Source organism: Candidatus Accumulibacter sp. ACC012 (assembly GCF_907163155.1).
GTDB lineage: Bacteria > Pseudomonadota > Gammaproteobacteria > Burkholderiales > Rhodocyclaceae > Accumulibacter > Accumulibacter delftensis.
Window position 1 is genome coordinate 25,321 of the sequence record NZ_CAJQUC010000005.1, and the last position, 13,703, is coordinate 39,023.

The 13,703-nt window shown below is 62.3% G+C and carries 11 protein-coding genes and 1 pseudogene; 9 read left to right on the forward strand and 3 right to left on the reverse strand.

The annotated features are described in order from the left end of the window. Positions 1-158 precede the first annotated feature (158 nt). The 5 genes and pseudogenes from QZ648_RS07695 (at position 159) to QZ648_RS07715 (ending at position 8,563) form a co-directional block, all read left to right on the forward strand. The gene (locus QZ648_RS07695) at positions 159-4,034 is read left to right on the forward strand and encodes a DUF3683 domain-containing protein (protein ID WP_291996607.1); all 3,876 of its coding nucleotides are present in this window, start codon (positions 159-161) and stop codon (positions 4,032-4,034) included. Between the two features lie 216 nt (positions 4,035-4,250). Then, positions 4,251-5,756 (forward strand): potassium transporter TrkG, encoded by a 1,506-nt coding sequence (locus tag QZ648_RS07700; protein WP_291996608.1) that lies wholly within the window; start codon positions 4,251-4,253, stop codon positions 5,754-5,756. A gap of 213 nt (positions 5,757-5,969) precedes the next feature. After that, positions 5,970-6,224, forward strand: a complete 255-nt coding sequence (locus tag QZ648_RS07705) for a DUF4212 domain-containing protein (RefSeq protein ID WP_291996609.1) — start codon at positions 5,970-5,972, stop codon at positions 6,222-6,224. 12 nt (positions 6,225-6,236) lie between these two features. Continuing rightward, positions 6,237-8,043: pseudogene (locus QZ648_RS07710) on the forward strand (sodium:solute symporter family protein). A gap of 151 nt (positions 8,044-8,194) precedes the next feature. Then, positions 8,195-8,563 carry a hypothetical protein gene (locus QZ648_RS07715; RefSeq protein ID WP_291996610.1) on the forward strand — a complete coding sequence of 123 codons (369 nt, stop codon included), beginning with the start codon at positions 8,195-8,197 and terminating at the stop codon, positions 8,561-8,563. Between the two features lie 67 nt (positions 8,564-8,630). Here QZ648_RS07715 and QZ648_RS07720 read toward each other — a convergent pair whose 3' ends face one another. From QZ648_RS07720 to QZ648_RS07730, 3 genes are all read right to left on the reverse strand, one after another. Continuing rightward, on the reverse strand, positions 8,631-9,281 hold the full coding sequence (locus QZ648_RS07720; RefSeq protein ID WP_291996611.1) for a BON domain-containing protein: 651 nt from the start codon (positions 9,279-9,281) through the stop codon (positions 8,631-8,633). Further along, on the reverse strand, positions 9,278-9,871 hold the full coding sequence (locus QZ648_RS07725; protein WP_169064851.1) for a phosphoheptose isomerase: 594 nt from the start codon (positions 9,869-9,871) through the stop codon (positions 9,278-9,280). The genes QZ648_RS07720 and QZ648_RS07725 overlap by 4 nt, the downstream gene beginning before the upstream one ends. Positions 9,872-9,979: 108 nt before the next feature. Beyond that, complete coding sequence (locus tag QZ648_RS07730) at positions 9,980-10,390, reverse strand: YraN family protein (RefSeq protein ID WP_248595156.1); 411 nt, start codon at positions 10,388-10,390, stop codon at positions 9,980-9,982. Here QZ648_RS07730 and rsmI point away from each other — a divergent pair. The 4 genes from rsmI (at position 10,389) to QZ648_RS07750 (ending at position 13,697) form a co-directional block, all read left to right on the forward strand. Next, complete coding sequence (gene rsmI / locus QZ648_RS07735; RefSeq protein ID WP_169064853.1) at positions 10,389-11,228, forward strand: 16S rRNA (cytidine(1402)-2'-O)-methyltransferase; 840 nt, start codon at positions 10,389-10,391, stop codon at positions 11,226-11,228. The two genes, QZ648_RS07730 and rsmI, sit on opposite strands and share 2 nt — an antisense overlap. A gap of 124 nt (positions 11,229-11,352) precedes the next feature. Then, positions 11,353-12,387 (forward strand): dihydroorotase, encoded by a 1,035-nt coding sequence (gene pyrC, locus QZ648_RS07740; RefSeq protein WP_169064854.1) that lies wholly within the window; start codon positions 11,353-11,355, stop codon positions 12,385-12,387. Positions 12,388-12,443: 56 nt separating this feature from the next. Further along, a complete protein-coding gene (locus QZ648_RS07745) occupies positions 12,444-12,896 on the forward strand; it encodes a hypothetical protein (RefSeq protein ID WP_169064855.1) in 453 nt (150 codons plus the stop codon). Positions 12,897-12,908: 12 nt separating this feature from the next. After that, entirely contained in the window at positions 12,909-13,697 is a 789-nt protein-coding gene (locus tag QZ648_RS07750; RefSeq protein WP_291996612.1) for a DUF3025 domain-containing protein, read from the forward strand. Positions 13,698-13,703 lie beyond the last annotated feature (6 nt).

Consider the following 13,703-nt stretch of genomic DNA (forward strand, 5'->3'; position numbering starts at 1 on the left):
GTTCCTGTACATGCGCCCTCCCAAGCTGATGGCGACAGGATACCCGAGGAAGCAGCAGTGCGACCGTCTGGAGCTGGGAGTTTTCCCCTGCCCGGCGGCCATCGCTGTTGCACTGCAATAAGCTAGAATTCGCCCTTTGCTGCTAGCCGAGAGTATCAATGAACGCACGCCTGCGCGAGATCCCCTACAACTACACCTCGTTTTCCGACCGCGAGATTGTCATTCGTCTGCTCGGCGCAGAAAAGTGGGCCTTGCTCGACCAGCTGCGTGCCGAACGCGTCACCGGTCGCTCGGCGCGGATGCTCTATGAAGTGCTCGGGGATATCTGGGTTGTGCAACGCAATCCCTACCTGGAGGACGATCTGCTTGCCAATCGCGAGCGGCGAGTGGCGCTCATCGCGGCGCTTCGCCATCGTTTGCGCGAGATTGAGAAGCGTCGCCAGGGTAACGAACGCGTGCAGCAACTGATTGTCGCCGCCGCGGCCGCGGTTGACGCTTTCGAGCGCCATTTCGACGATACGGGCAGGCTGCGCAGCAAGGTCAGAAAAGCCCTTTCCAGGCATACGCGCCACGACAATATTGCTTTCGACGGCCTGGCGCGCGTCTCGCACGTCACCGATGCCACTGACTGGCGCGTCGAATACCCCTTCGTGGTGCTCAACCCGGACAGTGAGGAAGAGATCGGCGCCCTGGTGCGTGCCTGCATCAAACTCGGGCTGACCATCATTCCGCGCGGTGGCGGCACCGGTTACACCGGCGGGGCGATTCCGCTGACGCCGCTGGCGGCGGTGATCAACACCGAGAAGCTGATGAACATCGGTGCCGTCGAGGAAATGCGCCTGCCCGGATGTGATCGCCCGTACGCAACGATCCGTACCGGTGCCGGCGTGGTCACGGCTCGCGTCGCGGAAGCCGCGACGGCGGCCGGCCGGGTGTTCGCGGTCGACCCCACTTCGGCGGATGCCTCGTGCATCGGCGGTAACGTGGCAATGAACGCTGGCGGCAAGAAGGCAGTGCTGTGGGGAACGGCGGTCGACAATCTGGCCTGGTGGAAGCTGGTCGACCCCAGTGGTCATCCGATGGAAGTGACGCGCATCGGCCACAACTTCGGCAAGATCCACGAACAGGAGACGGTGCGCTTCGAGATCAGGCGTTTTCGCAAGAATGGCAAGACGCTCTACGGCGAGCCCGAAATGCTGGAGATTCCCGGCTCAAGCTTTCGCAAGGCGGGTCTCGGCAAGGACGTCACCGACAAGTTTCTGGCCGGTCTGCCCGGTGTCCAGAAAGAGGGCACCGACGGCCTGATCGTCGCCGCGCGCTGGGTTCTGCACCGTATGCCGCAGCACGCACGTACCGTCTGCCTCGAGTTTTTCGGACAGGTACGCGAGGCGGTGCCGGCGATTGTCGAGATTACCGATCACTTCGCGCCTGGGGGCGGCGGCAAGGACGCTGGTGTCCTGCTCGCCGGACTCGAACACCTCGACGAGCGCTATCTGCGCGCCGTCGGCTACGCGACCAAGGCCAAGCGCAAGGCGGAAAACGCCGGGCGTCCGAAAATGGTGCTCATCGGTGATCTGGTCGGTGACGACGAGTCGGCGGTGATGAGCGCGGCGTCGGAAGTGGTGCGCCTGTGCAATCTGCGCGGCGCCGAAGGCTTCATCGCCGTCGACGCCGAAACACGCAAGAAATTCTGGCTTGATCGCTCGCGCACCGCTGCCATTTCACGCCATACCAACGCCTTCAAGCTCAACGAGGACGTGGTAATTCCGCTGCCGCGGATGGGCGAATACTGCGACGGCATCGAGCGCATCAACATCGAACTGTCGATCGGCAACAAGCTGGCGCTTTGCGACGCCCTGAGCGAATTCCTGCAGGGCGACCTGCCCCTGCATCGTGGCGACGCCGACCTCGACAAGGAGCTGTTGATCGGCGAACGCCGAACGGCCGCGCTGGAAGCGGTGGCCAGTGTACGCACGCGCTGGCAGTGGTTGCTCGACAGCCTAGACCTGCCGCTGCACGAGGCCGAAGCGCAGTTCGCCAGACGTGGCCTCAGCAGTGGCGAGTTGAAGAATCGGGCGCCCAGGCCGACGCTTTTTCATCGCTTGCAGGACTACTCGCTGCGCGTTTCGTGGAAGAGCGAGCTCAAGCCGCAGCTCGAAGACATTTTCGACGGCGTCATTTACCGGCCGGTCGTCGAACGTATCGCCGCGATTCAGCAGCAGACATTGCGCAGCCGCCTGTTTGTCGCCCTGCACATGCACGCTGGCGACGGCAACGTGCACACCAATATTCCGGTGAACTCCGACAACTACGAGATGCTGCAGACCGCGTACGCCGTGGTCGAACGGATCATGGCGCTGGCGCGGGCGCTCGACGGCGTTGTCTCGGGCGAGCACGGCATTGGCATCACCAAGCTGGAATTCCTCAGCGATGAGGAAATCCAGCCTTTTCGCGACTACAAGGCCCGGGTTGATCCCGAAGGCCGCTTCAACAAGGGCAAGCTGCTGCCGGGCGGCGATCTGAGCAAGGCCTACACGCCGTCGTTCTCGCTGCTCGGCACCGAGTCGCTGATCATGGAGCAGTCGGAAATCGGCCACATTTCGGCGATGGTCAAGGACTGCCTGCGTTGCGGCAAGTGCAAGCCGGTCTGTTCGACGCATGTTCCGCGCGCCAACCTGCTCTACTCGCCGCGCAACAAGATCCTTGCCACCTCCTTGCTGATTGAAGCTTTTCTCTACGAGGAGCAGACTCGACGCGGCGTTTCGCTGCGCCATTTCGACGAATTCAACGACGTTGCCGATCACTGCACGATCTGCCACAAGTGCCTGACGCCGTGCCCGGTCGATATCGACTTCGGCGATGTCTCTATCCGCATGCGCAATCTGCTGCGCGAGCAAGGCAAGAAGAAATTCGTGCCGGCGAAAGCGGCGGCCATGGCTTTCCTGACGATCAAGGATCCGGCGACCATCAAGCTGGTGCGCAAGCTGATGATCGACTGGGGATATCGGGCGCAGCGCCTGGCTTACCGGGCGGCGAAGTCGCTGGGTCTGGTCCAGGCGCAAACGCGGCAACCGCCGGCGACGCTCGGTTCGCCGACTCTTCGGTCGCAGATCATCCACTTCATCAACAAGCCGATGCCGGGTGGGCTTCCCAAACGCACGGCGCGCGCGCTGCTTGACATTGAGGACGACAAGATTGTCCCGATCATCCGCGATCCGCAAAAGGTCAGCGCCCCGGATTACGACGGCGATGCGGTTTTTTATTTCCCGGGTTGCGGCTCCGAGCGCCTGTTTTCCCAGGTGGCCCTGGCCACGCAGGCGATGCTCTACGAGATCGGCGCGCAAACCGTGCTGCCACCCGGTTATCTCTGCTGTGGCTATCCACAGACGGCAGCCGGCGAGGCCGACCAGGGGCAGAGGATCACCACCGACAACCGGGTGCTTTTCCACCGCGTTGCCAACACCCTGAACTATCTGGATATCAAGACCGTCATCGTCTCTTGTGGCACCTGTATGGACCAGCTCGAAAAATACCACTTCGAGCAGATCTTTCCCGGTTGCCGTCTGCTCGATATTCACGAGTATCTGCTCGAAAAAGGCGTCTGCCTCGACGGCGTCAGCGGCAGTCGTTACCTCTATCACGACCCCTGTCACGTGCCAATGCGCACCATGCCCGGCATCAAGGTGGTCAACAGCCTGATGGCGCAGCCGGTAGAGCTTTCGGCGCGTTGCTGTGGCGAGTCGGGAACCCTGGCCGTGACGCGTCCGGACGTGTCCACACAAGTGCGCTTCCGCAAGCAGGAAGAGATCGCCAACGGCGTCGAAAGGCAGCGGGCGGATGGCTTTGGCGGCCCGATCAAGGTGCTTACCTCCTGCCCCTCTTGTCTGCAAGGTTTGTCCCGCTACAACGATGACAGCGGCACAGAGGCCGACTACATCGTCGTCGAAATGGTCAGGCGCCTGCTGGGCGACGACTGGCTGGCCCGCTACGTCAGGCAGGCCAACAACGGCGGTATCGAGCGGGTGCTGCTCTAGAGCGCGGGCAGTAAACGCCGTGAGTGGCCTGCCGGGCGCCGTGGCGAGACTTTCGGTATAGAATGCCCGCCACATTGCAACCGCCGGGCCAAGATACCTGCTCGCTGGTGCGGCTGATTTTTTACTCTCCCCCTGATCCTCGCGGATAGGCCCCTGAGTGGTCGATTCCGCATCCTCATGGGCACGTCAAGAAAGCTGGTGGCCAGGATCGAGAAAATGTCTGGTTCTTCGTCGCTTTCCGCGGAGTCGCGAGGCGCGCGCGTGTTTGGGCGTTTCGCACCGGCGCTGTACGTCCTCGGCGTTCTGATCGCCGGCTTCGGTTGCCTGATGATGATTCCGCTCGCCATTTCCTGGCTGACCGCCGACGGCGCACATGACGCGTACGATGAAGCGGTGCTGATCACCATCCTCTGCGGCTTGCTGCTTTCTTTCTTCATAGGCCGGCAGCAACGCGAGATGCGGGTGCGCGAGAGCTTTCTGCTGGTCGCCCTGATCTGGGCGATCCTGCCCGCTTTCGGCGCCCTGCCCCTGTACCTGCACATTGCCGAGCTGACCTGGACGGACGCCTATTTCGAGGCCGTTTCAGGCCTTACGGCGACCGGTGCGACGGTCTTGTCCAGGCCTGACCAGCTGCCCGTTTCGATCAACTTCTGGCGAACTTTCATGCACTGGGTCGGTGGCCTCGGTGTTGTCGTTCTTGCCGTCGCCATTCTGCCCTTGCTTGGCTTCGGCGGCCGCGGCATGCTCAAGGCGGAAACCCCTGGGCCGATGAAGGATTCCAAGATCACGCCGCGCATCACCGAGACTGCCAAGGGCCTGTGGGTAGTCTATGTGATCCTTACTGCTCTCTGCGGCATCAGTTTGTATGGCGTGGGCATGGAACCCTGGGACGCGATGATGCACGCCTTCTCGGTGATGGGCCTCGGTGGTTTTTCCAGCAAGGATGCCAGTCTTGGCCACTTCGACAGCCTCGATATCGAGTTGGTGGTCATCTTTTTCGCCCTGCTCGCCGGCATCAACTTCAGCACGCACTTCCTGGCCTTCTCGCAGCGATCGCTGCGTGCGTATCTGGCCGACATCGAGGCGCACTATTTCCTGGGCATTCTGGCACTGAGCATCCTGGCGCTTTCGGTCTACCTCTGGCCGGAGGCGATCTACGCGGATTTCCTGACGACTCTGCGTTACGTCGGATTCCACTCCGTGTCGCTGGCCACTTCGCTTGGCTTCGCAACGACCGATTACGTGCAGTGGCCCCTGTTCGGCCAGCTGTGGATCCTTTTCCTGGGCAGCTTCGTCGCCTGCTCGGGTTCGGCGGGTGGCGGGATCAAGATGATGCGCGCGGTGGTTCTCTACAAGCAGGTGTCGCGCGAACTGACGCGGGCCATGCATCCGCGCGGCATGCAGACGGTGCGCTTCGGCGCGACGGTCATTCCGGACCAGGTGCTGCACGCCATCCTTGGCTTCATGTTCATCTACGTGGTCAGCATCGTCGCAATGACGTTGCTGATGGTCGCCACGCGGCTGGACATCATCACCGCGTTCTCCGCCGTCGTCGCCTGTTTGAACAACACTGGCCCGGGCCTGAACCTCGTTGGTCCGGCGACGACCTACGCCGTGCTCACCGACTTGCAGACCTGGGTGTGCACCTGGGCCATGCTTCTCGGACGCCTCGAGATTTTCACTTTGCTGGTCTTGCTGGCGCCTGGCTTCTGGCGGAGGTAGGCCAGTCGCCGTCTGCCCTTCGCGCCGCGGCGACGGTTGCCGCTAGCGCGCGAACGCGCGAACGCGCGACCCCACGATAGCTTGTGCGCAAGCCCTACTTTCCAGAGTGGTGTCAGCTTCCAGTAAGAATCGACATCAATAATCGCCCCGGTGGTTCCCATGGGTGCTTCGGGAGCCACTTAATCGATCGAAAAAAAATTGGAGGAGGTAATCATGGAGGACAGTGGAAAGGCTTACTGGTCGGCGACCCTCGGGTTGTTAACCAAGATCCTGATAGTATGGTTCCTGGTCTCGTTCGGCGCGGGCATCCTGTTCGCACCCGCACTCAATAGCATCCATCTGGGTGGCTATCCCCTGGGCTTCTGGTTTGCCCAACAGGGAGCGATGTACATATTCATCGCGCTGATCTTCTACTACCGGAAGAAGATGGGCGAAATCGACCGTCAGTTTGACGTCCACGAAGAGTAAGGGGCCAAAATAATGGAACTTCAAACAACGATTTACCTGGTCGTCGGTGCGACTTTCGCCCTGCATCGGGATTGCCCTCTGGGCCCGTGCCGGTAGTACCAGCGAGTTCTACGCAGCTGGCGGCCAGGTGCCACCGGTGATGAACGGCATGGCGACGGCCGCTGACTGGATGTCGGCAGCCTCGTTCATTTCGATGGCCGGCCTGATCTCGAACATGGGCTATGGTGGCGGCCTCTTCCTGATGGGCTGGACCGGTGGCTATGTGTTGCTGGCGATGCTGCTGGCACCTTATTTGCGCAAGTTCGGCAAGTTTACTGTGCCGCAGTTCATCGGCGACCGCTTTTACTCGAAGTCGGCCAGTACAGTAGCCGTGGCCTGCCTGTTGACTGCCTCGATCACCTACATCATTGGTCAGATGACCGGTGTCGGCGTCGCTTTCTCGCGCTTCCTCGGCGTTTCCAGCGAAACCGGTATCTACGTCGGTATGGGCATCGTCTTCGTGTACGCGGTTTTCGGCGGCATGAAGGGGATCACCTACACCCAGGTTGCTCAGTACATCGTGCTGATCGCTGCCTACATCATTCCGGCGATCTTCATCTCGATCCAGCTTACCGGCAACCCGATCCCGCAACTGGGTCTCGGTTCCAGCCTCGTTGGCCAGGACATCTCGCTGCTCCAGCGGCTGGACAAGGTGGTGACCGACCTGGGCTTCCCCAACTACACCACCTCTGATGCTGGTGGTATGTTGAACATGTTCGTGTACACGATGTCGCTGATGATCGGTACCGCTGGTCTGCCGCACGTCATCATGCGCTTCTTCACGGTGCCGACGGTCGCTGCCGCGCGTAGTTCCGCGGGCTGGGCGCTGGTCTTCATCGCCCTGCTATACACCACGGCGCCTGCCGTGGCGGCGATGGCCAAGACCAACCTGATCCGCACGATCACCCCGGGTGTCGTGATGAAGGATGCCGATCCCTACGCGGCCGACTCGCAAATCGTCGGCGCGGATCGTCCGGACTGGATGAAGCGCTGGGAGAAGACCGGTCTGCTGAAGTGGGAAGACAAGAACGGCGACGGCCGCATCCAGTACTACAACGACAAGTCGAAGAACGACGCGTTCAAGGCCAAGGCCGAAGCTGCTGGCTGGAAAGGCAACGAGCTGGAGGTCAACGCCGACATCATCGTGCTCGCCAATCCGGAAATCGCGCTGCTGCCGAACTGGGTCATCGCGCTGGTTGCTGCCGGTGGTCTGGCTGCCGCTCTGTCGACTGCTGCCGGCCTGCTGATGGCCATTTCGGCCGCTGTCTCGCACGACCTGATCAAGAACGTCTTCATGCCCGATATCAGCGAGAAAAACGAGCTGCTGGCAGGCAAGATCTCGATGGCAGTAGCGATCGTCATCTCCGGCTATCTGGGTCTGAACCCGCCAGGATTCGCGGCCGGTACCGTTGCCCTGGCCTTCGGTATTGCGGGAAGTTCGCTGTTCCCGGCGATCATGATGGGGATCTTCTCGAAGAAGATGAACAAGGAAGGTGCCATGGCCGGCATGCTTGCAGGTCTGTTCATCACCCTGTTCTACGTCTTCGCACACAAGGGTATCTTCTTCGTCAAGGGAACCGAGTACCTGGGCCTGATCGGTGGCCCGAACCCGTTCTTCGGCATCACGCCGGAAGCCTTCGGTGCGATCGGTGCCTGTGTTAACTTCGGCGTTGCCTTCATTGTCGACAAGATGACCCCGGAACCACCGGCGCACATCCAGGCGATGGTTGAAGCTGTTCGCATTCCGCGTGGCTCAGGTGCTGTCTCGGGTGCTCACTGAGCGCAGTTAGCCGTATCATCAGGCTGCCGTCGGCTTCGGCTGGCGGCAGCGGGCAAGGAACAACCCCGCTGGCAGGTCTGGCGGGGTTTTTCTTTGCTGCTTTCCAAATACGTAGCGCCTACGCTGGCGCGCGGTACAAGAGGAGTCGTGGATGAGTATCAGCATTGCGCTGACATGGATACTGTTTCTCGGGCTGTTCCCGATTGCCTTCTTCTGGCTGCGGCGGGCGTGGCGCATCCTGTTCAAGAGGGATTTTTCCGAAGTGGCGCTGAAACGCGGCGTGCCACCAGAAAATCCGGAAAAATATGCGCCCTACACGGCAGCCGTCAACGTGGTTGCCGGTGCGATCGCGGTTTCGGTGATCCTGATGGTGGTCCTTGCCGGCGTGCACTACGATACCTGGACGGCGATCGCCGGGTCTACGATCTGGATGAAGTTCTTTGCCGACTATATTGTCAGTCGTAACGCCCATGCCCCGTGGGGCAAGAAGAAGGAGTCGGCAGCGGGCAATCGTCGTTGATGCGGGGCGACGTGAATACGCCCCGACAATTGGCCGTCTGTGGCTCGCTGGGAGGAGCCTGAGCGGGCTATCCGTCGGCTGTCACGTTATCCGGTTTCACTGACTGGGGCGTCACCTTGGCGTCCAGCTCTTTGGCCCGGGCGTCGGTGATGATTTCCAGAAGGGTGACGACTTTCTTGACGTCGCTCGTGGTGCGCGCCAGCTGGATTGCTGCGTCGGCCTCGCGCTGCGTGACCAGGCCGAGCAGGTAGACGACACCGTTTTCGGTCACCACCTTGACATAGACGGGGTTGAACTTGCCGGCTTCGACAAAGCGTGACTTGACCTTGGTGGTGAGGTAGGAATCGTTGCTGCGCGTCCCGAACGAAGAGATTGGCGCGACCACGAGTTCATTGTAAACGCCGCGCACTTCCGGTAGCGCGGCGACCAGCCGTTCCACTTCTGCCTTGGTCTGCTCGGACGCCACCTCGCCGGTAATGAGCACCTTGCCGTTGTAGCTGGTGAAGTTGATATGCGACTCGCGGCCTCCTAGCGGGCTGATCTGCAGCGCGGCCTTCCATTCGATGCTTTCGTCTTCGGTTTGGGTGCCCAGCGCCCGGCGGTCGACGGCGGCCAGCGTGGCTTGCGTGGCGCCGACGGCAAGCACCGAGATGCAACCCTGCAACATCGGTACCAGGAGCGCGCCGCAAATCAGGCTGGTGACCAGAGATCTCCTCATTCTTCAACTCCCATGAGCAGGCAATCGATGCCATCACAAAGGCAGTGGATGGTGAGTAGGTGCGTTTCCTGAATGCGTGCGGTGCGTTCGGCCGGCACCAGGATATGGACGTCGCCTTCGCGCAACATTTCACCGATCGCGCCGCCGCCCTTGCCAGTCAGGGCCACCACTCGCAGTTCGTTCTCGTGCGCGGCACTGATCGCTTCGACGACGCTGGGCGAGTTTCCTGACGTCGAGATGGCCACCAGCACATCGCCGGGCTGGCCGAGGGCACGGACCTGCTTGGCGAATACCATCCTGAAGCCATAGTCGTTGGCGATCGCCGACATGATCGACGAGTCGGTGGTCAGGGCAATCGCTGCCAGTTCGTGCCTTTCAGCCTCGAAACGGCCAACCAGTTCGGCGGCCAGGTGCTGCGCGTCGGCCGCCGAGCCGCCGTTGCCGCAGGCGAGGATCTTGCCGTTGTTGAGCAGGCAGGCGACCATTGCCTCGATCGCCTGGGCAATCGGTCCGGCGAGCAGTTCGATGGCGTCGAGCTTGGTCTGCGCGCTGTCCTTGAAGTGCTGGCTGATGCGAGTGATCAAATCCATGAGCTTTGACTCGACTGAAAGAAGAGTACGAGATCTTAACACCAGGGCGTCGACAAGATCGTGCAGTGGGAGCCGGGGTGCTCCGGCAGTGGCGAGCGGCGGCATGCCTCACCCAGCGGCAAAGGCGTCGCGCAACCATTCGATTGCCGCTTCGGAAAGGGCGTCCAGGAGCAGGCAGTCGAAGCGGCATTCGGGCTCCCGCCTGGCGCTATGCGAGGCCAGGTAATGGCGCGCAGCGAGGATGATGCGGCTTTGCTTGGCGCGGGTGATGCTGGCCGCTGCACCGCCGTAGCTGGTGTTGCGGCGCAGGCGCACTTCGACGAAGACGAGCACCTGTCGGTCCTCGCAGATCAGGTCCACCTCGCCGCCGCGGCAACGGTAATTGCGTGCCAGGATGCTCAGGCCGTTCCGTTCGAGGAAGGCCGCCGCCAGGCGTTCTGCGCGCAAACCCGGTGTTGCCGGGCGTTCGCCCGCCCCGGCCGTGCTATCTTTGTCGTTCACCTGCCGATGGATGGTCATGAGCGAAGAACTCCCTGCACTGTATGTGGTACCAACGCCGCTCGGCCATCTTGGCGACATGAGTCAGAGGGCCATCGATGTTTTGCGGCAGGTGGCGTGGGTGGCCGCCGAGGACACGCGTCATAGCGGGCTGCTACTCAGACATTATGGCTGTACTGCACGTCTGCTGGCGGCGCATCAGCATAATGAGCAGTCTGCCGCGCAACAGGTCATCGCGCGCCTGGCAAACGGGGAGTCGGTGGCGCTTGTGGTCGATGCCGGCACCCCCGCGGTGTCCGATCCGGGGGCGCGGGTGGTGGCCAGGGTGCGCGCTGCCGGCTATCGCGTGGTCCCGTTGCCGGGGGCCTGTGCGGCGATCGTGGCGCTCTCTGCGAGTGGACTCGAGGACCCGCATTTCCTGTTCTACGGTTTTCTGCCGAACAAGGCGGGGCAGCGCGCCGAGGCCTTGCGCGGGCTGCTCCAGTTGCCCTACGCCCTGGTTTTCTACGAGGCGCCGCACCGCATTCTCGATACCGTGCTCGCCCTGGCGGATGCCTTCGGGCCGGCACGGACCGTGGTCCTGGCGCGGGAACTGACCAAACTATTCGAGTCCATCCATGTCTGTCCGCTTGCTGAAGCGCATGGCTGGCTGCTGGCCGACGCCAACCGGCAGCGTGGCGAGTTTGTGCTGCTGGTTTCCGGGGCCGCATCGCTTGACGACGGCGTCGAAGGGGAAAGAGTCCTCAAGCTGTTGCTGGACGATGGCCTGGCGGTTAGCCAGGCGAGCCGCCTGGCGCACGCCATTACCGGTGTCGGCAAGAAAACCTTGTACGAATTGGCCTTACGACTCAGGGCTTGAGCGCTGCACGGGTGGCAGTGCGACGCCGGTCGTGCCGCTGGCCGTTGCGTCGTCGGCTCGCCCAGGTTCGGCCGCGGCGAGAAAATCATCTAGAATTCAGACTTTTCCTCGCCGCGGTTCAAGAATGCAGATCACCCTTACTCGCCCTGACGATTGGCACCTTCATCTGCGCGACGGTGAAGCGCTGCGCACGGTTTTGCCGCATAGCGCGCGTCAGTTTGCCCGCGCCATCGTGATGCCCAATCTGCGACCGCCGGTGACCACCGTCGCTGCGGCTGGCGAATACCGGGCGCGGATCCTGGCGGCGTTACCGCCGGCGTTGTCGTTCGAACCCCTGATGACTCTCTACCTGACCGACCGTACGTCGGCTGATGAAGTGCGGCTGGCCGTGGCTAGCCGGTTCGTACACGCGGTGAAGCTGTATCCGGCAGGAGCGACGACCAATTCGGACGCCGGCGTCAGCGATCTCGACAAATGCGCGCCAGCCCTTGCCGAACTGGAGCGATCGGGGATGCCCTTGCTGGTGCACGGCGAGGTGACCGATCCGGAGGTCGACGTTTTTGATCGCGAAAAACGCTTCATCGAACGCGTTTTGGAGCCCCTGCTGGCGCGTTACCCGGGTCTCAAGGTCGTTTTTGAGCACATCACTACCCGCGATGCTGCTGATTTCGTGGGTAGTGCGGGGCCGAACCTGGCGGCGACGATTACCGCGCATCACCTGCTTTACAACCGCAACGCCATTTTTGCCGGCGGTATTCGCCCGCACCATTATTGCCTGCCGGTGCTCAAGCGTGAGACGCATCGGCTGGCGCTGGTGCGCGCAGCGACTTCCGGCAGCAAGCGATTCTTCCTGGGGACCGATTCTGCGCCGCATGCACGGACCAGCAAGGAGACCGCTTGTGGTTGTGCCGGTTGCTACACGGCGCACGCGGCTCTGGAACTCTATGCGGAAGCCTTTGCGTCGGTCGGCGCCCTGGATCGGCTGGAGGCCTTTGCCAGCTTCAATGGCGCCGATTTCTATGGTCTGCCGCGCAATTCCGGGACGGTGACGCTGGTGCAGGAGGACTGGCTCGTTGCCGAGGCTTTCTCCTATCTCGGCGACGATGCGCTGGTTCCGCTACGTGCCGGTGAGCGGCTACGCTGGCGGATGCTCGATTAATGTCGGGGCGTCTCCCTGCGTCGGCCGGCTCCGGGATTCGCTTGAGGAGATTTCCTGTGCTGCGAAAGACCTTGTTGTCCCTGTTTTTGCTACCCCTGCTGGTGGCCTGCTCCGATCAGCGTGCGTCCTTCGAGATCGACGGCTCCAGCCAGCACGCGCTGACGCTAATTCGCATCCAGAATTTCTTCTGGGAGAAGTCGGCTTCCTATTCCCTGGTCGCCGCGCGGATGCCCGAGTGCATGCGTCGCCATGACATGGGCAAGGCCGGTGCCACAACGCCGGTCGAGGTCTACGCCCCCGGGAACGGTGCCTGGATTCTCAAACAGGGGCGCCGCATGCTGGTCGTCGAGACGCGCACCTGTGAGGGCTTTGCCCGGCTTGAAGAGGCGCCGGCGGAGGGTATGGGTCCTTTACAGGGCAGCTTCGAGATGCGCAATGGCAGCTTGAGCTTCGTCGCCGCAGCGCAGAGCGACACGCCGACGAACGCTGGCGCGCCGGCACAGCAGTGAGCAGGTGAAGAAGTGAATCTGGCAGCGTGGCCGTCGCCGGGTGGTTTGTTCGCGCCACTGTCACCGCTCATCGAGGGCATTCCCTTTGCCCCGGAGCCGGCGTCGCTCGAACTGCTCAGCGCGCGCTGCGATCTACGTAGCGCTGGCGGTCAACGCCTGTCTTTCGTTGCGCCGCAAGGCGATGGCGTCGATTACGAAATGCGCATCTGGGTGCGCGGCGAGGTGGAGACGCGTCCGGGCAACTGGCACGATTTCTTCAATGCCCTGGTCTGGCTCAGTTTTCCGCTGAGCAAATCGACGCTGAATGCCTGCCACGTCGAGGCGATGGCGGTACCCGACGCGCGCTGCGGTCGCGGCCGCGATCGCGATGCGCTGACCCATTTCGATGAATGCGGAGTTGTCGTTGTCTCCTCCGACCACTCGCTGCTGGCCCTGTTGCGCGGCTTTCAATGGAAAACCCTGTTCTGGGAGCGGCGCCTTGATCTCGGTCGCACGCTGCGCTGTTTTGTCTTTGGTCACGCCACCTACGAGCAACTGCTGCAGCCGTTTCGCGGGCTGACAGCCAAGGCCGTGCTGCACGAGGTCAGTGAGGACTGGCTGCGCGCGCCGCTGTGCGAACAGTTGGCTGACGTCGACCGGCGTCTGGCGAGCGAAGTGGCGGCCGGACGACATCGCGATCCACGCGCTTTTCACCCTTTGCCACTGCTGGGTCTGCCCGGGGTGACGGAGGCCAACGAAAGCCCATCCTACTACGATGATGCCTGGCAATTCCGCGCGGGCCGAACGCGGCGACGGGTATAATCGGCG

Excerpts from the sequence above, each read along its gene's own strand:
- QZ648_RS07695 (WP_291996607.1), top strand. The coding sequence starts at position 159 with ATGAACGCACGCCTGCGCGAGATCCCCTACAACTACACCTCGTTTTCC.
- QZ648_RS07715 (WP_291996610.1), top strand. The coding sequence starts at position 8,195 with ATGAGTATCAGCATTGCGCTGACATGGATACTGTTTCTCGGGCTGTTC.
- QZ648_RS07705 (WP_291996609.1), top strand. The coding sequence starts at position 5,970 with ATGGAGGACAGTGGAAAGGCTTACTGGTCGGCGACCCTCGGGTTGTTA.
- QZ648_RS07700 (WP_291996608.1), top strand. The coding sequence starts at position 4,251 with ATGTCTGGTTCTTCGTCGCTTTCCGCGGAGTCGCGAGGCGCGCGCGTG.
- rsmI (WP_169064853.1), top strand. The coding sequence starts at position 10,389 with ATGAGCGAAGAACTCCCTGCACTGTATGTGGTACCAACGCCGCTCGGC.
- QZ648_RS07720 (WP_291996611.1), bottom strand. The coding sequence starts at position 9,281 with ATGAGGAGATCTCTGGTCACCAGCCTGATTTGCGGCGCGCTCCTGGTA.
- QZ648_RS07725 (WP_169064851.1), bottom strand. The coding sequence starts at position 9,871 with ATGGATTTGATCACTCGCATCAGCCAGCACTTCAAGGACAGCGCGCAG.
- QZ648_RS07730 (WP_248595156.1), bottom strand. The coding sequence starts at position 10,390 with ATGACCATCCATCGGCAGGTGAACGACAAAGATAGCACGGCCGGGGCG.
- pyrC (WP_169064854.1), top strand. The coding sequence starts at position 11,353 with ATGCAGATCACCCTTACTCGCCCTGACGATTGGCACCTTCATCTGCGC.